At 58.4% G+C, this 21569-nt stretch carries 22 protein-coding genes; 13 read left to right on the plus strand and 9 right to left on the minus strand.

Translation table 11 applies throughout. From position 1 onward, the window contains the following. The first annotated feature begins 7 nt into the window (after positions 1-7). Positions 8-595, plus strand: coding sequence for a uracil-DNA glycosylase family protein (locus tag AB5Y84_RS08615; protein ID WP_368176771.1), 588 nt, complete (start codon positions 8-10; stop codon positions 593-595). Between the two features lie 3 nt (positions 596-598). Here the strand turns inward: AB5Y84_RS08615 and AB5Y84_RS08620 are convergent, their stop codons facing one another. After that, the gene (locus AB5Y84_RS08620) at positions 599-1456 is read right to left on the minus strand and encodes a DMT family transporter (RefSeq protein WP_368176772.1); all 858 of its coding nucleotides are present in this window, start codon (positions 1454-1456) and stop codon (positions 599-601) included. Positions 1457-1547: 91 nt separating this feature from the next. On the opposite strand from AB5Y84_RS08620, the gene AB5Y84_RS08625 reads away from it, so the two are divergent. Next, positions 1548-2438: a LysR substrate-binding domain-containing protein gene (locus AB5Y84_RS08625; protein WP_042052463.1), complete on the plus strand. Its 891-nt coding sequence runs from the start codon at positions 1548-1550 to the stop codon at positions 2436-2438. Positions 2439-2447: 9 nt separating this feature from the next. Here AB5Y84_RS08625 and znuB read toward each other — a convergent pair whose 3' ends face one another. Next, a complete protein-coding gene (gene znuB, locus AB5Y84_RS08630; RefSeq protein ID WP_368176773.1) occupies positions 2448-3227 on the minus strand; it encodes a zinc ABC transporter permease subunit ZnuB in 780 nt (259 codons plus the stop codon). A gap of 21 nt (positions 3228-3248) precedes the next feature. Next, positions 3249-4025, minus strand: a complete 777-nt coding sequence (gene znuC / locus AB5Y84_RS08635) for a zinc ABC transporter ATP-binding protein ZnuC (protein WP_076493392.1) — start codon at positions 4023-4025, stop codon at positions 3249-3251. Positions 4026-4118: 93 nt separating this feature from the next. Between znuC and znuA the strand changes: the two genes are divergently transcribed. Continuing rightward, complete coding sequence (znuA, locus tag AB5Y84_RS08640; RefSeq protein ID WP_005335850.1) at positions 4119-5051, plus strand: zinc ABC transporter substrate-binding protein ZnuA; 933 nt, start codon at positions 4119-4121, stop codon at positions 5049-5051. Between the two features lie 67 nt (positions 5052-5118). Further along, positions 5119-5793, plus strand: coding sequence for a transglutaminase-like cysteine peptidase (locus AB5Y84_RS08645; protein WP_005335848.1), 675 nt, complete (start codon positions 5119-5121; stop codon positions 5791-5793). Here the strand turns inward: AB5Y84_RS08645 and AB5Y84_RS08650 are convergent. Then, positions 5788-6729 (minus strand): TAXI family TRAP transporter solute-binding subunit, encoded by a 942-nt coding sequence (locus AB5Y84_RS08650; RefSeq protein WP_368176774.1) that lies wholly within the window; start codon positions 6727-6729, stop codon positions 5788-5790. The two genes, AB5Y84_RS08645 and AB5Y84_RS08650, sit on opposite strands and share 6 nt — an antisense overlap. Next, entirely contained in the window at positions 6726-8024 is a 1299-nt protein-coding gene (locus AB5Y84_RS08655; protein ID WP_338773673.1) for a LapD/MoxY N-terminal periplasmic domain-containing protein, read from the minus strand. The genes AB5Y84_RS08650 and AB5Y84_RS08655 overlap by 4 nt, the downstream gene beginning before the upstream one ends. Before the next feature lie 260 nt (positions 8025-8284). Here AB5Y84_RS08655 and mepM point away from each other — a divergent pair, with 260 nt between their 5' ends. After that, the gene (mepM, locus tag AB5Y84_RS08660; protein ID WP_005354854.1) at positions 8285-9622 is read left to right on the plus strand and encodes a murein DD-endopeptidase MepM; all 1338 of its coding nucleotides are present in this window, start codon (positions 8285-8287) and stop codon (positions 9620-9622) included. A 71-nt stretch (positions 9623-9693) separates the two neighbouring features. Here mepM and AB5Y84_RS08665 read toward each other — a convergent pair whose 3' ends face one another. Continuing rightward, a complete protein-coding gene (locus AB5Y84_RS08665) occupies positions 9694-10638 on the minus strand; it encodes a D-2-hydroxyacid dehydrogenase (protein WP_216947400.1) in 945 nt (314 codons plus the stop codon). Between the two features lie 162 nt (positions 10639-10800). Here AB5Y84_RS08665 and AB5Y84_RS08670 point away from each other — a divergent pair, with 162 nt between their 5' ends. Next, entirely contained in the window at positions 10801-11382 is a 582-nt protein-coding gene (locus AB5Y84_RS08670) for a YjaG family protein (RefSeq protein WP_021231718.1), read from the plus strand. A gap of 71 nt (positions 11383-11453) precedes the next feature. Here the strand turns inward: AB5Y84_RS08670 and AB5Y84_RS08675 are convergent, their stop codons facing one another. Further along, a complete protein-coding gene (locus AB5Y84_RS08675) occupies positions 11454-11933 on the minus strand; it encodes a MarR family winged helix-turn-helix transcriptional regulator (protein ID WP_368176775.1) in 480 nt (159 codons plus the stop codon). A 162-nt stretch (positions 11934-12095) separates the two neighbouring features. Here AB5Y84_RS08675 and AB5Y84_RS08680 point away from each other — a divergent pair, with 162 nt between their 5' ends. Next, positions 12096-12623: a hypothetical protein gene (locus tag AB5Y84_RS08680; RefSeq protein ID WP_368176776.1), complete on the plus strand. Its 528-nt coding sequence runs from the start codon at positions 12096-12098 to the stop codon at positions 12621-12623. Positions 12624-12632: 9 nt separating this feature from the next. Then, the gene (locus AB5Y84_RS08685; RefSeq protein ID WP_005335834.1) at positions 12633-14231 is read left to right on the plus strand and encodes a BCCT family transporter; all 1599 of its coding nucleotides are present in this window, start codon (positions 12633-12635) and stop codon (positions 14229-14231) included. 118 nt (positions 14232-14349) lie between these two features. Here AB5Y84_RS08685 and AB5Y84_RS08690 read toward each other — a convergent pair whose 3' ends face one another. Next, a complete protein-coding gene (locus AB5Y84_RS08690; RefSeq protein WP_069526901.1) occupies positions 14350-15588 on the minus strand; it encodes a multifunctional CCA addition/repair protein in 1239 nt (412 codons plus the stop codon). 237 nt (positions 15589-15825) lie between these two features. Here AB5Y84_RS08690 and mutY point away from each other — a divergent pair, with 237 nt between their 5' ends. From mutY to mltC, 3 genes are all read left to right on the plus strand, one after another. After that, positions 15826-16878, plus strand: coding sequence for an A/G-specific adenine glycosylase (gene mutY / locus AB5Y84_RS08695; RefSeq protein ID WP_368176777.1), 1053 nt, complete (start codon positions 15826-15828; stop codon positions 16876-16878). 8 nt (positions 16879-16886) lie between these two features. Then, the gene (locus AB5Y84_RS08700; RefSeq protein ID WP_005335828.1) at positions 16887-17159 is read left to right on the plus strand and encodes an oxidative damage protection protein; all 273 of its coding nucleotides are present in this window, start codon (positions 16887-16889) and stop codon (positions 17157-17159) included. Between the two features lie 117 nt (positions 17160-17276). Further along, positions 17277-18380 carry a membrane-bound lytic murein transglycosylase MltC gene (gene mltC, locus AB5Y84_RS08705; protein ID WP_368176778.1) on the plus strand — a complete coding sequence of 368 codons (1104 nt, stop codon included), beginning with the start codon at positions 17277-17279 and terminating at the stop codon, positions 18378-18380. Positions 18381-18465: 85 nt separating this feature from the next. Here mltC and AB5Y84_RS08710 read toward each other — a convergent pair whose 3' ends face one another. Beyond that, positions 18466-18852, minus strand: a complete 387-nt coding sequence (locus AB5Y84_RS08710; protein ID WP_368176779.1) for a YgiW/YdeI family stress tolerance OB fold protein — start codon at positions 18850-18852, stop codon at positions 18466-18468. A gap of 254 nt (positions 18853-19106) precedes the next feature. On the opposite strand from AB5Y84_RS08710, the gene AB5Y84_RS08715 reads away from it, so the two are divergent. Together AB5Y84_RS08715 and ompA are read left to right on the plus strand one after the other, a co-directional pair. Further along, on the plus strand, positions 19107-20144 hold the full coding sequence (locus AB5Y84_RS08715; RefSeq protein ID WP_069526899.1) for an SGNH/GDSL hydrolase family protein: 1038 nt from the start codon (positions 19107-19109) through the stop codon (positions 20142-20144). 265 nt (positions 20145-20409) lie between these two features. Further along, complete coding sequence (ompA, locus tag AB5Y84_RS08720; RefSeq protein ID WP_005335824.1) at positions 20410-21447, plus strand: porin OmpA; 1038 nt, start codon at positions 20410-20412, stop codon at positions 21445-21447. The last annotated feature ends 122 nt before the right edge of the window (positions 21448-21569 follow it).

The following is a 21569-nucleotide window of genomic DNA, read 5'->3' on the forward strand; positions in this document are numbered from 1 at the left end:
CAACGTCATGCAGCGAATCGATAAGTTGTTTGAGCAAATCAGGGCATGCCGTCTGTGCGAGGCTCATCTGCCGCTGGGGCCTCGTCCGGTGATCCGCGGGGCCGAGAGTGCCCGCCTGCTGATCATCGGTCAGGCGCCCGGCACCCGGGTGCATGCCAGCGGTATCCCGTGGGATGACCCCTCCGGTGACAGGCTGCGCCAGTGGCTTGGTGTCGATAAGGCCACCTTTTACGACGAATCCCGCATCGCCATCATGCCGATGGGGCTCTGCTATCCCGGCAGGGGAAAATCCGGCGATCTGCCACCGCGCCCCGAATGTGCGCCCACCTGGCACGACAAGGTATTGATGCTGTTGCCCAATATCGAACTGACCCTGCTGATCGGCCAGTATGCACAAGCCCATTACCTGCGGGGGGCGGCCAAGGGATCGCTCACCGACACGGTGCGCAGCTGGGCCGACTATGGCCCCGGCTGGCTGCCGTTGCCGCATCCCTCCCCGCGCAACACCCTCTGGCTCAGGAAGAATCCCTGGTTCGAGGAGGAGATCGTCCCCCATCTGCAGCAAAGGGTCGCCCCGCTTCTGGGGAGACCCTGAGTATTAGAGCGCTGGCTCGGCCAGCGGTTTTGGCTTGCTGCGCGCCATGGCGATAAGCGGCAGGACGATGCAGATACAGCCCAGCAGCAGCGGCAGGCCCGGCTGCTCGTCAAACAACCATACCCCGATGGCCACCGCCATCAGCAGACCGGTGTACTCCGCCGAGGCGATCTTGCTAGCCTCCGCCTTGCGATAGGCCACCACGCACAATCCCGCATAGACCATGATCAGCGCCGAAGATCCGAAGGCGGGCCACCACATCTGCCACTGCCAGTCGCCCCCTTCCCACAGTGCCAGCGCCAGAATGAAGGGCATGCTCAGCACGTTGGTGAAAAACAGGGTCTGGACGATGGGCTGCTTGAGCGGGATCCGCTTGATCAGCAGGTTGTTGAGCGCCATCGACAGCGCCACCCCAAGCGCCGCCAGTGCGGCCCAGTTCACTTCGGTCGGGCGCAGCACGATCAGTACCCCGATAAACCCGATAACCGCGGTCAGCACCTTCTGGCGCGAGATCGCTTCCCCCGCCATCCACACCGCCAGCGGCACCATCATCAGGGGGGCGGCATAGAAGAGGGCATTGGCAGTGGCGAGCGGCAAGCGGGTGAGGGCCACTACCATCAGGCAGACGCCGACCGCCCAGATATGGGCCCGCAGCAGGTGCCACTTGATGGCCACCGGTGGATTGCGGCGCCATGACCAGAGCAGCCAGGGCATCAGCAGAATGGCGGCCGAGAGCTGGCGGAAAAAGACAAACTGGAAGATGGGCTGATCTGGCTCTAGCACCTTGACCAGCGCATCGGAAAAGACCGCCACCATATTGCCCAGCACCAGATAAAGGATGCCGATCCCTACTGCATTCATACCACCTCCCACTTCAGATGAGCGGAGGGTAGCGTGCCGGTTGATATCCAGTAAAATGATAAAAAATGACCACTCATGAGATATTTAGATAATGAAGCTTCCTCCCCTGCGTGCGGTGCAATATTTCGAGGTGGTGGCCCGCTTGCTCAGCTTCTCCCGTGCCGCCCTTGAACTGAACGTCAGCCAGAGTGCGGTCAGCCACCAGATCCGCCTGCTGGAGGATTTTCTGGGTGAGCGCTTGCTGTTGCGTCAGGGGCGGCTGCTCTCGTTGACACCCCAGGGGGAGAGCTACTTCGAGGGGATTGCCGCCGGGCTCAGCCAGATTGCCCAGAGCAGCGAACAGCTGCGTGGTGGTGGCGAGATGCGAGTCCGGCTCGCGGTCTACAGCTCGTTTGCGGTGAAGTGGCTAATCCCGCGGTTGGCCGGATTGCGCCAGCTCTACCCTGAGCTTGATTTGAGTCTGGAGATGGTGGCGGAGGATCCCGAGCTATCTGATCGGGTGGCAGACTGCTTTATCACTGTGTCACCCCACGGGCGGGGCTACTGCCACGATCTTATTTATCAGGAGCGGCTCTTTCCGGTCTGTAGTCGCCGCCTGTTGCAGCAGATCAGCGGGGAGTGGCCTGAGGCCATCTGGCAGCTGCCGCTGCTTTCGGTGCAGTCCATCTACAAGGCGCGGGGGGAGGATTGGCAGCGCTGGGCCAAGGCGGGTGGGCTGGTGATTCCGGACGAGGCGCGAATGCACCATTTCAGCCATGTGCTGCTGGCGATGGAGGCGGCGGCTTGGGATCAGGGAGTGGCGTTCGTGAATGACTACATGCTGCGCCCCGATGATCCCCAGCTGGTGGCCTTGCCGGTACACCAGCTGGAGACGGGGGATGCCTTCTACTTTACCTGCAAGCGCTCGCGGGCCCATGAGCCCGCCATCAGCCGGTTGCGCCAGTGGCTGATGATGGAGACACGCCAGAGCATGCCGCTCTAGCCTGCGACGTTACGCTCTCTTGAACTGGCTCAGTACAAACAGGCTGGTGGCGCAGACGACGACCGAAGGCCCTGCCGGAGTATCTTGATACCAGGAGAGGGTCAATCCACCCAGCACGGCGAGACAGCCGATCAGCGAGGCAAAGCCAGCCATCTGCTCCGGCGTCTGGCTGAAGCGGCGGGCGGTGGCGGCGGGAATGATCAGCAGGGAGGTGATGATCAGCGCCCCGACAAACTTCATCGCCACGGCGATCACCAGCCCGATGAGCAGCATCAATACACAGCGCAGCACATCGACCCGGATCCCCTCTACCCGTGCCAGCTCTTCCGAGATGGTCATGGAGAGCAGGGGATCCCACAATCGCCACAGGGTGAGCAGCACCAGCGCGCCACCGCCGTAGATCCAGAGCAGGTCCATCGGTTGCACCGAGAGCAGGTCGCCGAACAGGTAGGCCATCAGATCCACCCGCACGTTATCCATAAAACTCAAGGTAACCAGACCGAGGGACAGGGCGCTGTGGGCCAGAATGCCGAGCAGGGTATCGGTGGCCACCTGCTGGTTGCGACTCATGATCACCAGCAGCATCGCCATGGCGAGGCAGCAGACCACCACCGCCAGGGTGAGATCGACCTGCAGCAGGATGCCCAGCGCGATACCGAACAGGCAGGCGTGGGAGAGGGTGTCGCCAAAATAGGCCATCTTGCGCCATACCACGAAGCTGCCGAGGGGGCCGGCCAGCAGGGCGATGCCGAGACCGGCCGCGAGGGCGTATAACAGAAAGCTGTCCACTTGAATGTCCTGTTGCTTGGGCTATTTGCTGTGAGCGTTGTTACGAGAGGGCAGGCGGATGACGGGAGCCTGCGGTTCATGATGATGGTGTTCGCCGTCGCAGTGGTGATGGTGGGTATAGACCGCCAGCACCTCCTGCTCCGGTCGCCCGAACAGACGGGCAAATTCGGGGTGACGGGCCACACTTTCCGGCTCGCCATGACAGCAGACGTGGCGATTGAGGCAGATCACCTCGTGGGTGCTGGCCATCACCAGATGCAGGTCGTGGGAGACCATCAGCACGGCGCAATTGAATTCGGCGGCGAGCTGGCCGATCAGGGCGTAGAGCTCGATCTGGCCGGTGATATCGACCCCTTGTACCGGCTCATCCAGCACCAGCAGCTCGGGCTTGACCAGCAGAGCGCGAGCCAGCAGCACACGCTGCATCTCGCCGCCGGAGAGTTTTTGCATCCGGTTCTCCAGCAATCCTTCTGCGCCCACCTGGGCCAGCGCCTCCTCGATGGAGAGGCGGCTGTTTTTGCCGAGCTGCAGGAAGCGGCGCACCGTCAGCGGCAGGGTAGGATCCAGATAGAGGCGCTGGGGCACATAGCCGACTCTCAGGTCGCGGCTGCGGGTGATCTTGCCCGAATCCGGTGTGAGCAGACCCAGCACCAGCTTGCTCAGGGTGCTCTTGCCTGCCCCGTTGGGGCCGACTAGCGTGGTGATTTTGCCTTTATTGAGGGTAAAGGAGACCTTGTCGAGCACAGAGCGTCCATCAAACGAGAGAGAGACCTCTTTCAGCTCTACCAGTTGGCTCATGACAACTCCGGGGTTTACAGCCTGTGAGAGTTATAATATAACAAAAAGCGGCTGTTATATTATCACATACTCACCCCCTGACGAGATTCACCAATGAGAATTATTGCGCTTTTCACTGCCCTGCTGGCGGTGAGTTTGCCTGTTCGTGCCATTGAGGTACTGACCACCATCAAGCCCCTTGGCTTCATCGCTGCGGCGATCACTGACGGCGTGAGCGAGCCCAAGGTATTGTTGCCCACCGGTGCCTCTCCCCACGATTTCTCCCTGCGTCCGTCCGATATTCGCAGCATCAACAGTGCCGATCTGGTGGTGTGGGTTGGCCCCGAGCTGGAAGGGTTTATGGCCAAGCCGCTGGCCAACCATCCCCATGCTCTGGCCCTGACTCAGGTTGAGGGGATGCCGCTGTTCAACTACGCGACTCAGGATAGTCACGATTCCCATGACCATGATGATCACGATCATGCCGCCCACGAGCACGGTGACCATGATGAAGGGCATGAGGGACATCATCACGAAGGGGTCGATCCCCATATCTGGCTTGGCCCGACGCAGGCCAAAGTGATTGCCAAGGCGATCGCAAGTGAATTGGGCAAGCTGGATCCGGCCAATCAGGCTCGCTATGACGCCAACCTCGCGGCATTTGATACCAAGGTGGATGCCAAAGACAAGGTGATTGCTGGCCAGATGAAGGCGGTGAATGAGAAGGGGTACTTTGTATTCCACGAGGCGTATGGCTACTGGGAGCGCCATTACGGCATGAGTTCAAAAGGTCACTTTACCGTGAGCCCTGAGCGTCGCCCGGGCGCCAAGACCCTGGTGGATATCCGCAAGGCACTGGAAGAGAAGCAGGCGAGCTGCATTTATGCCGAGCCGCAATTCTCACCGGCTGTGATCGAATCGGTGGCACGCAATACCGGCGCCAAGGTACTGTTGCTTGATGAGGTGGGTGAACAGGTGCCACTCGGTCCGGATGGTTATCCTCAATTCATGCAGCAACTGGCAGACGCATTCGCACAGTGTCGCTGATCGCCTGCTGAGCCTCTCATCCGGAGGGACTATACTGACCTCCAGCATCTGACATGGAGTGTCCGGTATGAAATGGTTGTTGATCCCGGCCTGTACTCTGGCGCTATGTTGCGCCAACGTGCAGGCTTCGCGTCTTTCCGAATATATTGCCAGTCCGGACCTGCGGGCCAAGCTGCAGGAAGTTTATGGTGGTCGGGCCATCCAGCGGGCCGAGGCATTCTCTCGCTTGCTCACCCCCAGAGCGGGTACAACCGACCAGCAGAAGATCGAGCTGGTGAACAACTACTTCAACAATCTGACCTACAGCGAGGATCCCAAGCTGTGGGGAGATGAGGATTACTGGGCCAATCCGCTGGAGTTCATCGGTGCCCGGGGTGGGGATTGCGAGGATTACAGCATATCCAAGTACTACACCCTGATGGAGCTGGGGGTGGATGAGAAGAAGCTGCGGCTGGCCTACGTCAAGGCGGTGCGTTACAACCAGTTCCACATGGTGACGCTCTACTTCCCTACGCCCAAGGCTGACCCACTGGTGCTCGACAACATCAACAGCCGGATCCTGCCGGGTAGCAAGCGAACCGATCTCATCCCCGTCTACAGCTTCGATGCCAAAAGCATCTGGATCATGAAGTCACGGCGAGAAGGGACGCTGGCGGGGAGTGCCGATCGGCTGGCGCAGTGGACATCGATGAAGACCCGTTTCTCCAGCGAGCAACTGCGCTCTCCCCGTCGTCAGCTATAGCTTGCCCGCCGCCTTCAACTCATCGAAATATTTCGCTGCGCCCGGATGCTGCTCAATACTCAGCACCGGGCCGGTTTTATTGCGTGCCCGGTGAAACATATTGGCGTAGCCATAAGTCTGCTCATTGAACTTGGTCTGCTGGGTCAGCATGGCCTTGGTCAGGCGATAGACAGACTCTTCCGGCATGGTGGCATTGGTAACCAGAGTGGCGGCAATGGCAAAGGTGGGGGTCGCCTTCAGATTGCCGGGGTAGATGCGGGCGGGCACCTGACTGCGTTGGTAATATTTGACCCCCTTGAGTAGCTGATCACGGGTGGCCCCATCGATGGGGAGGAAAGTGACCGCACAACGTTTGGCGGTGTCGAGCACAATCCGGTTAGGGTGTCCCATCACAAGTGCAAATGCATCGATCTGCTTGCTACAGAGCGCATCCGGCAGGTTGGCCATGCTCTTCAGATCGAGATCCTGTTCTTTCGCTCCCAAGATGTTGAACAGGGTTAGCGCCGTCTGGCGGGTTCCCGAGCTCTTCAACCCCATGTCGATGGGAGCAAGCTTGAGCTGTTCCAGTGACGTGATATCGCCATCGGCACGGATCACTATGGTGAAGGGCTCGGCATGGGTGGCAAACAGGGCGCGCAGCTCAGGTTGCGGCTGGGTGGTAAAAGGGCCCAAGCCCTTGCTTGCCTGATACAGCCAGTCTGACTGCACCATGGCGTAGGAGGTCTCGCTACTCTTCAGCCGCGTCAGGTTTTCTATTGAACCCGATGAGCTCTGCAATGTGCATGCAAGTTGCTCATCGACCTCATGGGCCAGACGGCAAAACTCTTTGGTTATCTGGTGATAAATCCCCTGCTCACCCCCGGTGGTGATAGTGACGGTTTCAGCCATCAGGCCGGGTTGCCACAGCAGGGGCAACAGCATGGCGAGCTTCTTCATGATTGCGCCTCCTTGGCATAACCATCGATACCCCAGGTCCGCAGTTTGTCGATGTCGCGACACTCTCCCGATTCTGCCAGCAGGGTATAACCGGCGGCATGCATGGTTTGGGAGAGCAGATTCCAGTAGAGCGGCGCATCGGTCAGCTGACAGCTGATAAAGATGGGATTGAGCGGGTCAAGTTGATTGAAGGTATCCGCATTGAGGGGAATGGCGCTGAAGGCGAGCTCACACCCCTGTTCCTGTAGCGCGGCCAATGTGGCTTGGCCGTGGGCGGGGAATGTGGCCACATCCCAGCGCCAATCCAGTGTTTTTCCTCGACCCTGGCTTAGCAGAGGGGCAATCTCGGACCATTGCGGGTGATTGAGCAGGGAGAGGGGCAGCAAGATCCCTTCTATATGAGAGTGCTGCCACTGTTGCAGGGCGCTCTGGATGGTTGCGAGCTCGCTGTCGGCACCGAGGGGTTGACTGGGCAAGAAACGCTGATAGAGCGCGATCTCCCCTTGTGTGGAGACAAATTTTTGCAGTTGCCCGCCTTCCGGCAGTGGGCTCACTCCTTGCAGCGGCTGTGGGGGCGTCAGTGGCAGCTGTTTTCCCAGCTGGGTGATTTTGAGTCGTTGTTGCAGCAGATCCCGTTTGCGTTCGGAAACCAATTGGTTGATGGAAAGTGCCACTTCTTTGAGGTCTTGCAACCAGGGAGTGGGCAAGGTGCTGTTGAACTGGTGTTTGCGGATACGGATCAGCTGCAGGTTGATCTGCTCCAGGGGCTGCAGTAGGCGTTTGCACACCAGAGAGATGATCAGGGTAAATACGACGAGGCCCGCCAGCAGCGCCAGACCGGTGCGACTGATGGCATTCCACAGATGCTGATAGGCGTAGCCGCTATGCCCCTCAAGGGTCAGAGTGCCCAGCATGCGCCAGCCATCGGTCAACTCTTGCTCAATCTTGACGGGGGGCATGCCGATAACCGAGGGAAGCCAGCCGGGGACATTTTGCTGGGTAGAGTGGAAGACCTTCTGAAACAGCAATTGGCCATCGGGATCGATCAGGGTGACCGAGCTGACGAAGCCGCCATCGAACATGGCATTGACGATGGTCTCGGCCAGCACATTGTCGTCATTGAGCAGGGTTCCTTGCAGCACCAGCCCGAGAGCGGTGATGGCGGTTTCCAGGTTGGCTGACATCTGGTCGAGGATGGATTGGCGGACCGTCGTGACTTCCAGTGCAAACAGCAGCGCTGCACCGATCAGGAACAGGACGACAATTATTCTGATTAACAGTTTTGCTAACGACATATCCACTCCATGGAAAAGTTATCGCAACATTTCAGGTTTCTATTCAGTATCGAATCCGACCCGGTTCTTAAAAATAGGAAAAAATGGTTAAAAAAGACGATCATTTCTGCCCATCCGGGCAGGTTATGCATAAAATGTGAGGTTCATGCAGATTGTGATGAACTATTTGTAACTATTTGTGTCCAACAAACAGTTTTATACGGTTTTGTCACAACAGACATCGCAACTCACACTCTTTAGATCTAAATACAGGATAGCGGATGAAACGTCTCCGTCCCTTGGTAGTACAGGCTGCCAATTGGGAACCACCGGTTCCCCGCAAACACTTTTACGCCATGCTGATGCTGACGGCCATGACCCTGTCAGCAGTGGCATTATTGCCAGCTCCGGGTGACATCCTCGAGCGGCCGCTGCGTCTTGAGTTGCCCATTGATACCGCAGGTACGGCAACCAACGAAAACAACACCGACTTTAACGAAATTCCCGATCACGAACTGGTTGATCAGAGTGCGCCGGATGACGACATCCCGGTTGACACCACCCCCCAGTGGCAGGATTACCGGGTCCGCAACGGCGAAAACCTGACCGCCATTTTTAACAATCTCGGTCTATCCACCACCACCCTCTACAAGGTGCTGGACGCGGACAACAAGAACTATCTGGCGCGCCTCAAGCCGGGCCAGAATATCGAGCTGCTGATCGATCAGGACAACATCCTGCAGCAACTCAAAATCCGCCTGAACATCAAGCAGACGCTGGTGATGGCTCGCAGCGACGATGCCTATACCGCCTCCATGATCAATGAGAAGGTTGAGTGGCAACCGCAGCGTTACAACGGGGTGATCAACGGCAGCTTCTATGTCAGTGCCCGCAATGCGGGGATTCCGGCCAACCATATCCAGAAAATTGCCAACCTGTTCCAGTGGCGAATGAATTTTGCCAAGGATCTGCAGAAGGGCGACAAGTTCAAAGTGCTTGTGCGCCAGGAGACGGTGGAAGGCAAGAGCACTGGTAACAGCCAGCTGCTGGGTGTGGAAGTGACCAGCCAGGGCAAGACGGTATCGGCCTGGCTCTCCGATGACGGCAACTATTACGACGGTCAGGGCAACAGTCTGGAGCGCGGATTCCGCCGCTACCCGACCCACAGCCGCTATCGGATCAGCTCCAACTTCAACCCAGCGCGCAAACATCCGGTAACCGGTATGGTGCGTCCTCACGAGGGCACTGACTTTGCGGTGCCGGTGGGCACGCCAGTGCTGGCGACTGGCGATGGTATCGTCCAGAAGGCAACCAGCCACCCGCTGGCGGGTACCTATATCGTCATCAAGCATGGCCGTACTCTCTCTACCCGTTATCTGCACCTGAGCAAGCTGCTGGTCAAAACCGGTCAGCGAGTGAAGATGGGCGACAAGATCGGCCTCTCCGGCAACACAGGTCGCTCGACCGGTGCTCACCTGCACTACGAGCTGCGGATCAACAACCGCCCGGTCAATGCCATGACCGCCAAGCTGCCGATGGCTGAACCGCTCAGCGGCAAGGAGCGTCGTCAGTTCCTTGCCAAGGTGAAGAGCTACCGCAAGGAGCTGGCAGCGGGTTGATTCCTGTCGTCACAGCCTGAAATGAAAGGCCCCGCCAGATTGGCGGGGCCTTTTTACATGCGCAGTGACGGTCAATAACCCTTGTCGAAGTCGATTTTGCTATCCAGTGGCTGGCCATCGATAAAGCGGATGTAGTTGCGCACAAAGATCTGGGCCACATCATCCGGGAAGCTGTAGGCGCTGTTGTGGGGGGTGACGATGAGGTTGGGTTGGCCCCACAATGGACTGTCGGCGGGCAGCGGCTCCTGCTCGAACACATCCAGCACCGCCATCGCCAGCTTGCCGGTACGCAGTGCGGTGAGCAAATCGCCCGAGTGCACGGCGCTGCCACGACCGACGTTGAACAGGATGGCGCCCGGTTTGCAGTGTTCGAAGCGGGCGGCATTGAACAGATGACGGGTATCGCGGGTGGCTGGCAGCACGCTGACGATGACATCGGCCTGCGCCAGCATCTTGTTGAGCGCAGGTAGCTGATAAACCTGATCAAACCCGGCCCGCTCCCGACCGCTGCGGCTGATGCCCAGCACCTTCATGCCAAAATGTTTGCCGGTGTGGGCAATATGCTGACCAATGCTGCCGGTCCCCAGGATCAGCATGGTGCGCCCCTTGAGGCCCTGATAGGGGTGGCTTTGCCACAGTCGCTGTTTCTGCTGTTCCCGATAAAGGGGGATTTGGCGCATCAGGCTGAGCAGATGACCAAAGACATACTCGCTCATCAGCGGGCCGAAGATGCCGCGCACATTGGTGAGCTGGTAGTCGCGGCGACTGTCAGGGTCGAGCAGCACATCGACTCCCGCATAGGTGGACTGGAACCAGCTCAGCTTGTTGGCTTTGGGCAGCAGCGGTTTGGCACGGGCCGGTTCGGCCATCAGAATATGGGCTTCGCCGATCAGCTTCTCGGCATCGCTCTGGTTATCGGCTCGCAGAATGCGCAGATGGGGGAGATTGGCGGCCTTGAGCAGCCGTTCGTAGTGAGCATTATCCTGGCTGAGCAAAAGAAGGGTACGTTGGCTCATACTCTTGTTCCTTATCAGAATTTGCGGCGCAACAAGATGCCGCTCTCGACCCATCTTACCTGACTTCATATCGCAACATAGCCGACCAGGGCGCTTTTTCGTTTTCGCCGCGCGCCTCGTGGGCTACAATCTGCCCCACATTTTGCAAAGGATCCGACTCCAGTGTTTGGTGACAAGTTTTATAAGCGACTGGCCGAGCTACAGCCTTGGCAACAGACCGTCTACACCCTGGCGCTGGCAGAGCGCATGTACCCCAACTATGCCCTGTTCTGTCAGGCCTCCGGTTTTGGCAATGCTGGCGCTTTCCGGCATGCGCTGGATCAGATGTGGGTCTACCTCACCGTCAAGGGATCCCGGGTCAATCTGGGGGCCATTCTCGAAGAGTTCGAGTCTCACATTCCGGATCCCCGCAAGTTTGAATCCTACGGTGCCTATCCGGCGCTTGATGCCTGTGTTGCGCTGGGCTGCGCCTACAACTCGGTGATCTGCCGGGTCGGCGAAGAGGCCAACGATGCCAGCCATGCGTCGGTCGGTACCGTGGCCGGTTTTATCGAGCTGCTGGAAGAGCGGGATCTGACCGAAGAGGAGCTCTACGAGCACGAGTACATGGAAGCCGAGCTGGAGTTCCAGGTCGAGCTGCTCAAGCGGGTTGCCCATGAGCGCGACAGCGATCGAATCCTGGCCATAAGAGCATTCGCCTCTCAGGATGGCGTCTCCAATATCGGGATCAGCCTGGAAGAGTAATCCTCTGCGGCCCCTGATTGAAAAAAGCTCCCGTTCGGGAGCTTTTTTTATGCCTGAAATTGTTCAGCAGCTTATGCCTGCTCTTCGGTGAGGGGTCTGACGCTCAGCACCGGGGCGGCATCGATTTCGTCTGCATTCATCATGGCGGAGATGCGTTGCAGGGAAGAGAGCAGCAGGGTCTGCTCCCACGCTTCCAGTGCCTGAAAACGCTGGATGAAGCGCTCTTGCAGCGGGGTCGGGGCCTGGGCCAGCAGGGCGCGGCCTGCGTCAGTCAGTGTCGCGTGAACCTTGCGCTTGTCGGTATTGCTGCGAACGCGCTGCACCAGTTGGCGGCTCTCCAATCGGTCCATGATGGTGGTGGCGGTGGCCTGGCTCATGTTGGTGTGATCGGCCAGCTGACGCATGGAGACCTGTCCCAGCTCGTCGATCCCTTTGAGCAGCAAGAGTTGTGGGGAGGTGAGCCCGGCTTCTTTGATTAAGCGCCTGGAGTGCATGTCGATGGCACGAATAATCTGGCGCAGGGCGACCAGCACTTCATCATGTTTTTCCATGGGGTGTGCGTCATTGGAGGGCTATGGAGAGGGGAAAATTTTCCGCCTAATTCGGCACAAGGTCAATATGGTTTTTGTTGTAATAATTTCTGCTCTAATCAATTTTGTGTTAGGTTGACGGACATTTCACGGAGTTCACCCTGACATTTGAGGAGCTAAATGATGAATGACGAGCTGGATATCAAGTCTCTGGTGGCCGAGTTACGTGTGGTCAGAGTGCGCTATGAACTGCCGGATACCTCGGCTTTTGTGCGCTATCAGCCTGCTTATGATGAAGACCCGAACAACCTCAAGGTACACCACTATGATGGTGAGTTACCCCTCTCTTGCAGTGAGACAGGTACTTTCAATATAAAGGAGTTGGTGAACGAATTGCGCTACGCCTATGTGCTGGTGCACCTCTTTCCTGACGAAAGTGCCATGAACTTCTATCTGACCGGCCTCGATACCGGCCTGGCCCAGCTGGAGTTCATCGGTGGCTCTTACGACTTCAACCGCCTCTGGATCACCAGCGGTATCTCCAATCTGGGCGTCCCCATGGCCATCTTCCTTGGCAAGCGTCACGCCGTGAATGGCCAGCCCTCGGTTTCGCTGGTGGATCACCGCGAACAGACGGCCGGCAAACTGGTCTATCGCGCCATCGGCGGTGCCGGTGATCATGTGGGCGAAGACTTTTTCAACAACGACTAAGGAGGCTGGATGCGAGCAAGCAAAGGGCTATTGAAAGGCCTCAACCCGACTATGGCCATGACGGCCCTCACCGTGATCACCCTGTTTTTGCTGTTTGGCGTATTTGTTCCCGATACCGCGGCCGCCTGGTTTGTCGGTGCCAAGGATCAGATTATTGCCGGGTTCAAGTGGTACTACATTCTGGTGGTCGCCCTGTTCCTGTTCTTCGCTGTCTACCTGATGTTCAGCCGTTTTGGCAGCATCCGGCTGGGTGACGACGACCAGGTACCGGAGTTCGGCTACTTCGCCTGGTTCTCCATGCTCTTTAGCGCAGGCATGGGTATCGGTCTGGTGTTCTGGAGCATCGCCGAGCCGATGAACCATCTGCAGGGCAATCCGTTCATTACCGAAGGGATGACCCCGGAAGCGGCCCAGATCGCCATGCGCCTCACCTTTTTCCATTGGGGCCTGCACCCCTGGGCCATCTATGTGATCGTTGGCCTATCGCTGGCCTTTTTCAGTTATCGCCGCAAGTTGCCGCTGGCGATCCGCTCCGTGCTTTACCCCATCCTCGGTGAGCGCATCTACGGCTTCTGGGGCCATGCGGCCGATGTGCTGGCCGTGTTCGGCACCGTGTTCGGGGTGGCGACCTCCCTCGGTCTGGGGGTCTCCCAGATGAATACCGGTCTCAACCAGATGTTTGGTATGGCGGTGTCGCAGTCCAACCAGCTCTGGCTGATTGGCGGTATCAGCCTGATCGCCACTCTGTCGGCGGTTTCCGGGGTCGGGCGCGGAGTGAAGATCCTCTCCGAGCTCAATATCTGGCTGAGCGTCTTCGTGCTCGCACTCTTTCTGGTGCTGGGGCCGACCACCTATATCCTCAACGCCTATGTACAGAACATCGGTGATTACCTGCAGAACATCGTCAAACTGAGCTTCTGGACCAACACTGAAGCCAACGGCACCTCGGCCTGGCAGTCGAGCTGGACGGCGTTTTACTGGGGCTGGTGGATTGCCTGGGCGCCGTTTGTCGGCATGTTTATCGCCCGCATCTCCAAAGGGCGTACTATCCGCGAGTTTGTGCTCGGTGTGTTGCTGGTACCCTCTCTGCTCGGCATGTTCTGGCTCACCGTGTTTGGCGGTACGGCGATGAATCTGGAGCTGTTTGGCGGTGGCGGCGTGGTCGCTGCGGTCAATCAGGATGTGACGCTGGCGCTCTACAAGACGGTCGAGCTGCTGCACTGGGATACCTTCGGCTGGATCGCCAAGGCCGTGTTGACCCTGCTCATCTGCACCTACTTCATCACATCCAGTGACTCGGGCACGCTGGTCATCACGACTCTGCTCTCCATCGGTGATCAGGAGCCGCCGGTACTGCACCGCGCCGTATGGGGTCTGGGGCAGGGGCTGGTTGCCGCTATCCTGCTGGTCTCCGGCGGCCTGGCAGCCTTGCAGGCGGCCAGCATCATAGCCGCGCTGCCCTTCTCGGTGATCATGTTGGCGATGTGCTATTCGCTGATGCTGGGGCTCAAGCAGGAGAGCCAGCGCCAGTTCGAATATCGCCAGAACCTCAAGCGCCACGATGGCTCATCCCATATGAGCCTGATGGAGCGAATTGGTCCGGCATAACGGCACCAGCAGGGGTTAGCGCCCCCTCACATATCAATCTGGATGCAAAACGGCCGCCCTGGCGATGTTCTCCTTGCGGAGCTCATCATCAGGGCGGCCGTCTGTTATGGGGCCGAGGTTACTCCTCGATAAAGGTCCACTCATCCTTGATGCGGCTGATGGCATCGGTGCGCTTTTTGGCGAGCTGCTCCTTGATCTCTTCCCCTTTGAAACCGGCCGCCACAATCTCTTTCACCGGCACCGCCTGGGCGGCAGCCAGCGCTTCGGCCACATAGTCCGGCTCGGCGTAGACCCGCTCCTCGAAACCGGTGCGGCCGTGGAAGTCGGCGCGACAGGCATCCAGCAGCTGGGCAAAGCGCTCGGGGCGGCGCCAGGCATCGGCCTTGTCGAACACCTTGAGCAGGGTGGCTGGCTTGAGCTCAAAGGCGATATGGATGTGGGTATGCAGATCGCTCACCAGCAGCGCCAGATCCCGGCACTCGTTGGGAACCCGGAACCGCTCGCACAGGGCGCGAATAAGCGGCAGCCCCTTCTGGCCATGACCGTGATGGCTTGGCCAGAACTCCTTGGGGGTGACTCCCTTGCCAAGGTCGTGGCAGAGGGCAGCAAAGCGGACGGTCAATTCCGGGGAGATCCGGCACGCCTGCTCCAGCACCATCAGGGTGTGGATGCCGGTGTCGATCTCCGGATGCCACTTGGCCGGGGCGGGCACGCCAAACAAGGCATCGATCTCGGGGAAGAGCGCCTTGAGTGCACCGCACTGGCGCAGCACCTCGATAAAGATCTGCGGGGTTGGTCCCAGCAGCACCTTCTCCAGCTCCTTCCAGACTCGCTCCGGCGTGAGGTGGGCCAGCTCGCCAGCGGCCGTCATCTCGCTCATCAGGGCGAGGGTCTCCGGCGCTATGGTAAAGCCCTGAGCGTGGAAGCGGGCGGCGAAGCGGGCGACCCGCAAGATGCGCAGCGGATCTTCGGCAAAGGCGGGGGAGACGTGGCGCAGCAGCCGTTTTTCCAAATCCTTGATGCCGCCGTAGGGATCATGGAGCTGGCCCTGATCATCCTCGGCGATGGCGTTGATGGTGAGATCCCGGCGCAGCAGATCCTGTTCCAGCGTCACATCGGGGGCGGCGTGGCAGACAAAGCCGGTGTAGCCCTGACCCTGTTTGCGTTCGGTACGGGCGAGGGCATACTCCTGCTGGGTTTTGGGGTGAAGAAACACGGGAAAGTCGCGGCCGACCTGGGTAAAACCCAGCGCCAGCATCTGTTCCACGGTGGCGCCGACCACCAGATAATCTCTGTCGCCCTGCGGCAATCCCAGCAGGCGATCCCGCACTGCGCCCCCAACCAGATAAGTCTGCAAACCGTCTCTCCCGTCATCAATCGTGGGGCCGAGTATATCGTCTTTGTTACCGCTTTGCTGCCTGAGCACCACCTGCCCGCAGCGTCAGTCAGCGCGGCTTTGACTTGGGCGTGACGAGGCCTTACGCTGCCGCACCAGACAGCTGGCGCTGTGCTGCGGGATGACTTTATGCCCACGCAGGCCAGATGAGCCGAAGGAACCGCAGAGTTCCCCTTATATCAACGACATGAGAACAACGTGAATCAATCAACCTTCGCAAGCCGGGTTCTGGAGTGGTACGAGCTTCATGGCCGCAAAACCCTGCCCTGGCAGCAGGAGAAGACCCCTTACCGGGTCTGGGTCTCGGAGATCATGCTGCAGCAGACCCAGGTCGCCACAGTCATCCCCTATTACCAGCGTTTTATGGCGCGCTTCCCCGATGTGGTGGCGCTGGCCGATGCCCCTGTCGACGAGGTGCTGCACCACTGGACCGGACTTGGCTACTACGCCCGGGCCCGCAACCTGCACAAGGCGGCTCAGCAGATCCGCGATCATCACCACGGCCTCTTTCCCGAGCGCTTTGACGAGGTGATGGCATTGCCGGGGATTGGCCGTTCTACCGCCGGGGCCGTGTTGTCGCTCTCTCTGGGTCAGCCCCACGCCATCCTTGATGGCAATGTGAAGCGGGTACTTACCCGCTGGCTGGCGCTGCCGGGCTGGCCCGGTCAAAAATCGGTGGAGAACGAGCTGTGGGAGATCGCTATTCGGCTCACCCCCAAGCTCGGTGTGGCGCACTACAACCAGGCGATGATGGATATCGGGGCCACTATCTGCACCCGCAGCAAGCCAGCTTGTGATCGCTGTCCGGTGCGGGCCGATTGCCAGGGGCTGTCGCAAGGCAAGCCTACCGCTTATCCCAACAGCAAGCCCAAGAAGAGCATTCCGGCCCGTGACGGCGTCATGCTGCTGATCCGTCACGGCGATGAGCTGCTGCTGGAGAAGCGGCCGCCGCAGGGGATCTGGGGCGGGCTCTACTGCTTCCCGCAGGTGGCCTCGCTGGCGGAGGTGGATGGTCTGCTGGCGTCCCTCGGCCTGAGCCATCACGGTTATCGTGAACTGGCCGGTTTTCGCCATACCTTCAGCCACTTCCATCTCGATATTCAGCCGTTGCTGATTGACATTGATGAGGCGCAGCCGCTGCGGCTCATGGAAGCAGATAACCGACTCTGGTATAACTTACGCCATCCTGCCGAGGTGGGGCTGGCGGCCGCCACGGCCCGTCTGCTCGCCTATCCAGAGTTACAACCATAGAGGTCAACATGAGCCGTACTGTATTTTGCCAACGCCTGAAAAAAGAGGGCCCGGGTCTGGATTTCCAACTCTATCCCGGTGAGCTCGGCAAGCGGATTTTTGACAACATCAGCAAGGAAGCCTGGGCTGAGTGGCAGAAGAAGCAGGTGATGCTGATCAACGAGAAAAAGCTCAACATGATGAATCTTGAGCATCGCCAACTGCTGGAAAAAGAGATGGTCAGCTACCTGTTTGATGCAGGTGAAGTGCAGATCGAAGGTTACACCCCGCCTGCCCAGTAAGCTCTCCGGCTGTTGTACGTGTGAACAGGTGCGGGAATGGCGCCACACTGGCGTGACCGCTCCTGAAGTCGCAGCAAATGAATGATGGGCAGCTCTGCTGCCCGGTTTGAGGATCCTATGGGCCGATTTTTTTGGCTGCTGTGCACCCTGCTGTTTCTCTCTGCCTGCTCATCCTCCCCCAAGCCCAGCGGGAGTGAGGATGACGATCTGGTCAACGGCAAGGACATCCGCGGTTTTGAACACATGATCAGCGCGCTCTCCCATAACGTGAACGAGATATGGGGGCGGGAGGCGCTGTTTGCGGGCAAGTTTGACTACGTCAAATACACGGATCAGTACAAGAGCCGGGCCCACATCGACTTCTCCAGCGGTCACATCATGGTGGAGACGGTCTCGGGCATCGATCCCCGCGCTCACCTGCGTCGCGCCATCATCGAGACCCTGCTGACGCCGGACGATCCGGCCGAAGTGGATCTTTACTCCGATCGGGAAATTCTGACCGGTGGCGAGCCTTTCCTCTATGGTCAGGTGCTGGACAATCAGCGCCAGCCAATCCGCGCCTCCTGGCGCGCCGAGCGTTATGCCGATTACCTGCTCAATACGGCGATGAAGAAGCGCACTCTGGGTATTCGCACCATCTTCTTCGTTGATATTCCCATGGTGGCCAACCATGAAGATCGACGGGGCTACAAGTATGCGGGGATCATCCGGGAAGCGTCGCGCAAATACGGCGTGCCGGAGAGCCTGATCTATGCGGTGATCAAGACCGAGAGCAGCTTCAACCCCTATGCGGTGAGCCATGCAAACGCTTATGGCCTGATGCAGGTGATTCCGGCCACTGCCGGTCGTGACGTCTATGTCCGGGTCAAGGGCAAGAACGGTCAGCCGACCCGGGAGGAGCTGTTCAACCCGGCCTACAACATCGATGTTGGTACCGCCTATCTGCACCTGTTGCAGACCGTCTATCTGGCGGATATTCAGGATCCGCGCTCCCGTCGCTATGCGGTGATCTCCGCCTATAACGGTGGTGCGGGCGGGGTACTCAATACCTTCTCCAGCGATCGCAAGGCGGCGCCGGGCCGGATCAACCGGCTCTCCCCCGAGGCGGTCTATCAGGTGTTGACCGAACAGCATCCCAAAGAGGAGGCGCGCCGTTACCTCTACAAGGTCAATCAGGCCGAGAAGGGGTTCAAGAGAGCCTTTGCCAGTCGGGCCGGTTAAGCGGTGACGCTGGGTTAACCATGCAAAAGGGCGCTTGATATCAAGCGCCCTTTTAACGTCTGGCCAGTTCGTCGTTGAAGTGGCCTTATTTGGCGATAAAGCCGCCCTTGGTCTGCGGGGCCGCGCCCACTTTCTCCAGGGTTTTCACTTCCACTTCGGTCTTGTTCCAGCTGTGGTCCACTTCACCACGGATGCGGATCTGATCATCCGGGCCCACTTCGGTGCCACGCCACACATCCTGATCCACTTCGACCTCCACCTCACTGCTGGCATCGCGGAACAGATAGTTCTCGCCGCCCAGGTGCTTGACCAGTTTCCCTTCCAGGGTGGCCCAGCTGTCATCGGCCAGATCTTTCAGCTGAGCAACGGAAACCTTGTTCTGCTCTTGCGGGCCTGTGTAGGCCGCCATGGCAAAAGAGGAGACAGACATCAGGGTCAACAGTCCGATTACGCTTGCGCTTGCCTTGTTCATTTCATACTCCTGTCGTTGGTATGAGGGCATTGTGCCGGGGGGGGCGTGAAACAAGCGTGAAAGAAATAGGCTGGTGTGATTGTCTGTTTTGTGAGCGCAAGCGATTTCATCGGTGGCGGAACATGTGTGATTTCATCTGGAACTGTAATCTGTCGCCTTCACCAGGAGTCAGTGGCAGCAGACTCTTCCCATGCCTGTCGCCACTCGAGGAGAAGTCCGCAGGTCTCACCTGCTTAATCGAAGAGCATAACAATATGAAAAAATGGCTTGTTTGTTTATTGGGGTTAATGGCATTGACCGCGCAAGCGGCAGAGGGACGCCAACCTTTTTCCCGGGTTGTGATGTTTGGTGACAGCCTCTCCGACACCGGCAAGATGTACAAGAAGATGCGGGGGTATCTCCCCTCCAGCCCACCTTACTTCAACGGGCGATTCAGCAACGGCCCGGTATGGCTGGAGCAGTTGGGTGACGAGCGTTTTCCCGGTCTGGTCGTGGCCAACGAGGCTGAAGGCGGTGCAACCGCGGTGGCCTATAACCATCTGGGGGCCCTGAATGGCTGGCTCGGTTTCTGGTCCTGGGATCCCAAATATCAGGTGATCAACAACCTCGATTACGAGATCGATCAGTTCCTGAAAAAGGACAAGTTCCGCCCCGATGATCTGGTGGTGATCTGGGTCGGTGCCAACGACTATCTGGCTTATGGCTGGAACACCGAGCGGGATGCGGATCGGGTGATCGATACCATCCGGCTGGCATCCAACCGGTTGGTGCTCAACGGCGCGCAGCAGATCCTGCTGTTCAACATTCCTGATCTGGGGCAGACCCCGTCAGCCCGCAGCATGAAGGTGGTGGAGAAGGTGCGCCATGTGGCCAGTTACCACAACCAGAAGTTGCAGAACCTCACTCGAGAGCTGGCTCCCCTTGGCATCGTGAAGCTGTTCGAAGTGGACAAGCAGTTTGACGAGATGATGCGCGATCCTCAGCAGTTCGGGCTGAGTGACACAGAACACGCCTGCTACGGTGGTGGCTATACATGGAAGCCGTTCTCCGGCAGCGCCGCCGAGGTGGCTGCGACCCCGGCTTTAAGTGTCTCCGAAAGAGTGGCTATTGCCGGTAACCCGATCCTGGCGCAGGCGGTGGTGAGCGGGCAGGCAAAAGGGCGAGCAGCGACTCTCAACTGCGATGAGCATATGTTCTGGGATCAGGTGCATCCGACCAAGACGGTGCACAAGGTACTGAGCCAGCGTGTTGCTGACTTTATCGATCAGCACTACGAGTTTGTTCGTCACTGATATCGCTTCGGGCCAGCATGTTGCTGGCCTTTTTCTCCTATTCGCCCTCATTTGTGCGTCTTTTTGCGTCACATTCAGTTCAAATAACAAACGCTTGTTGCTGTTTTTGTAACGTGGTTGCGTTAGAGTGTTTTTTGTTAATTGATATCAGTGACTTGAAAATAGGCTAACGTTGATATGCTGCGATCGCTTTTGGGTGGTTGCACCTATAAGACGAGGTGATATCAATCAACCTCCTCCTACATAAAGTTGCAGAGGCTCAAACATGAAAAAATCATTGATTACCTTGCTGGTTACCGGCTTGCTGGCGGCCAATGCCCAGGCTGCCGGTCAGGACAACACCTGGTATGGCGGTGCCAAACTGGGTTGGTCCAACTTCTACGGCATTGATGAAAGCAATGCCCTGACCCTTGGCAATGAAACCAACGATGCCTTGGGTGCAGGCGTGTTTGGCGGTTATCAGATCAACAAGAATCTGGGGTTGGAGCTGGGTTACGACTATCTGGGCAATTACAAATACGATGCCACTACGGCGGCAGGCGCTTTCAGTGATGAAGTAAAAGCACAGCTGGCTCAACTGACCCTGAAACTGGGCTTCCCGGTTACCGATAATCTGGATCTGTATGGCCGTGTCGGTGGCGGTTATGGCTGGGCTGATACCAAGAGCGATGTCTACAAAGATGACAGCCGCTTTGTCATGGTCGGTGCATTGGGTGCCGAGTATGCGTTCAATCTCGACTGGGCCGCTCGCCTGGAGTACCAGTACACCACCCCGTATGGCAGTCGTGATGATACCGGTTTGAGAATGGATAACGGCCTGCTCTCACTGGCAGCGGTTTATCGCTTTGGTCAGGTTGCCCCTGTGGCGCCCGCCCCGGCTCCGGAACCAGCTCCTGCACCTGTGATGGTTGAGAAGCAGTTCACCCTGAGCTCCGATGTGCTGTTTGACTTCAACAAGGCGACTCTCAAGCCAGAGGCCAGTCAGGCACTGGATAGCCTCTATAGCCAGATTGAAGAGGCGCGACCCAAAGATGGTGTGGCAACTGTAATTGGTCACACCGACCGTATCGGTTCCGATGCCTACAACCAGAAACTCTCCGAGCAGCGTGCCCAGACCGTTGCCAACTATCTGGTTGGTAAAGGGATTCCGGCCGCCAAGATCAATGTGGAAGGGCGTGGTAAATCCTCACCGGTTACCGGCGACAGCTGCGTCAGCAAGTCCAAGCGTGAGCTGATCGTCTGCCTGGCTCCGGATCGCCGTGTTGATGTGAAAGTCGAAGGTGTCAGCGAGGTGCAGGAGTAATCCTTCACACTGAGCAGGTTTCCAATGGGGCTGGAATGAACAGCTCCTGTCGGAGCAAGAGAGACCAAAAAGCCAGTCAGTTGATCTGACTGGCTTTTTACATTGGCATTGCGGTCGGGCAG

Origin of the sequence: Aeromonas sp. s11, from assembly GCF_040907945.1 — a bacterium.
Taxonomy (GTDB): Bacteria; Pseudomonadota; Gammaproteobacteria; order Enterobacterales; family Aeromonadaceae; genus Aeromonas; species Aeromonas veronii.

Coding starts and splice junctions, on each gene's coding strand:
- AB5Y84_RS08615 (WP_368176771.1), top strand. CDS start 8: ATGCAGCGAATCGATAAGTTGTTTGAGCAAATCAGGGCATGCCGTCTG.
- AB5Y84_RS08620 (WP_368176772.1), bottom strand. CDS start 1,456: ATGAATGCAGTAGGGATCGGCATCCTTTATCTGGTGCTGGGCAATATG.
- AB5Y84_RS08625 (WP_042052463.1), top strand. CDS start 1,548: ATGAAGCTTCCTCCCCTGCGTGCGGTGCAATATTTCGAGGTGGTGGCC.
- znuC (WP_076493392.1), bottom strand. CDS start 4,025: ATGAGCCAACTGGTAGAGCTGAAAGAGGTCTCTCTCTCGTTTGATGGA.
- znuA (WP_005335850.1), top strand. CDS start 4,119: ATGAGAATTATTGCGCTTTTCACTGCCCTGCTGGCGGTGAGTTTGCCT.
- AB5Y84_RS08645 (WP_005335848.1), top strand. CDS start 5,119: ATGAAATGGTTGTTGATCCCGGCCTGTACTCTGGCGCTATGTTGCGCC.
- AB5Y84_RS08650 (WP_368176774.1), bottom strand. CDS start 6,729: ATGAAGAAGCTCGCCATGCTGTTGCCCCTGCTGTGGCAACCCGGCCTG.
- AB5Y84_RS08655 (WP_338773673.1), bottom strand. CDS start 8,024: ATGTCGTTAGCAAAACTGTTAATCAGAATAATTGTCGTCCTGTTCCTG.
- mepM (WP_005354854.1), top strand. CDS start 8,285: ATGAAACGTCTCCGTCCCTTGGTAGTACAGGCTGCCAATTGGGAACCA.
- AB5Y84_RS08665 (WP_216947400.1), bottom strand. CDS start 10,638: ATGAGCCAACGTACCCTTCTTTTGCTCAGCCAGGATAATGCTCACTAC.
- AB5Y84_RS08675 (WP_368176775.1), bottom strand. CDS start 11,933: ATGGAAAAACATGATGAAGTGCTGGTCGCCCTGCGCCAGATTATTCGT.
- AB5Y84_RS08680 (WP_368176776.1), top strand. CDS start 12,096: ATGAATGACGAGCTGGATATCAAGTCTCTGGTGGCCGAGTTACGTGTG.
- AB5Y84_RS08685 (WP_005335834.1), top strand. CDS start 12,633: ATGCGAGCAAGCAAAGGGCTATTGAAAGGCCTCAACCCGACTATGGCC.
- AB5Y84_RS08700 (WP_005335828.1), top strand. CDS start 16,887: ATGAGCCGTACTGTATTTTGCCAACGCCTGAAAAAAGAGGGCCCGGGT.
- mltC (WP_368176778.1), top strand. CDS start 17,277: ATGGGCCGATTTTTTTGGCTGCTGTGCACCCTGCTGTTTCTCTCTGCC.
- AB5Y84_RS08710 (WP_368176779.1), bottom strand. CDS start 18,852: ATGAACAAGGCAAGCGCAAGCGTAATCGGACTGTTGACCCTGATGTCT.
- AB5Y84_RS08715 (WP_069526899.1), top strand. CDS start 19,107: ATGAAAAAATGGCTTGTTTGTTTATTGGGGTTAATGGCATTGACCGCG.
- ompA (WP_005335824.1), top strand. CDS start 20,410: ATGAAAAAATCATTGATTACCTTGCTGGTTACCGGCTTGCTGGCGGCC.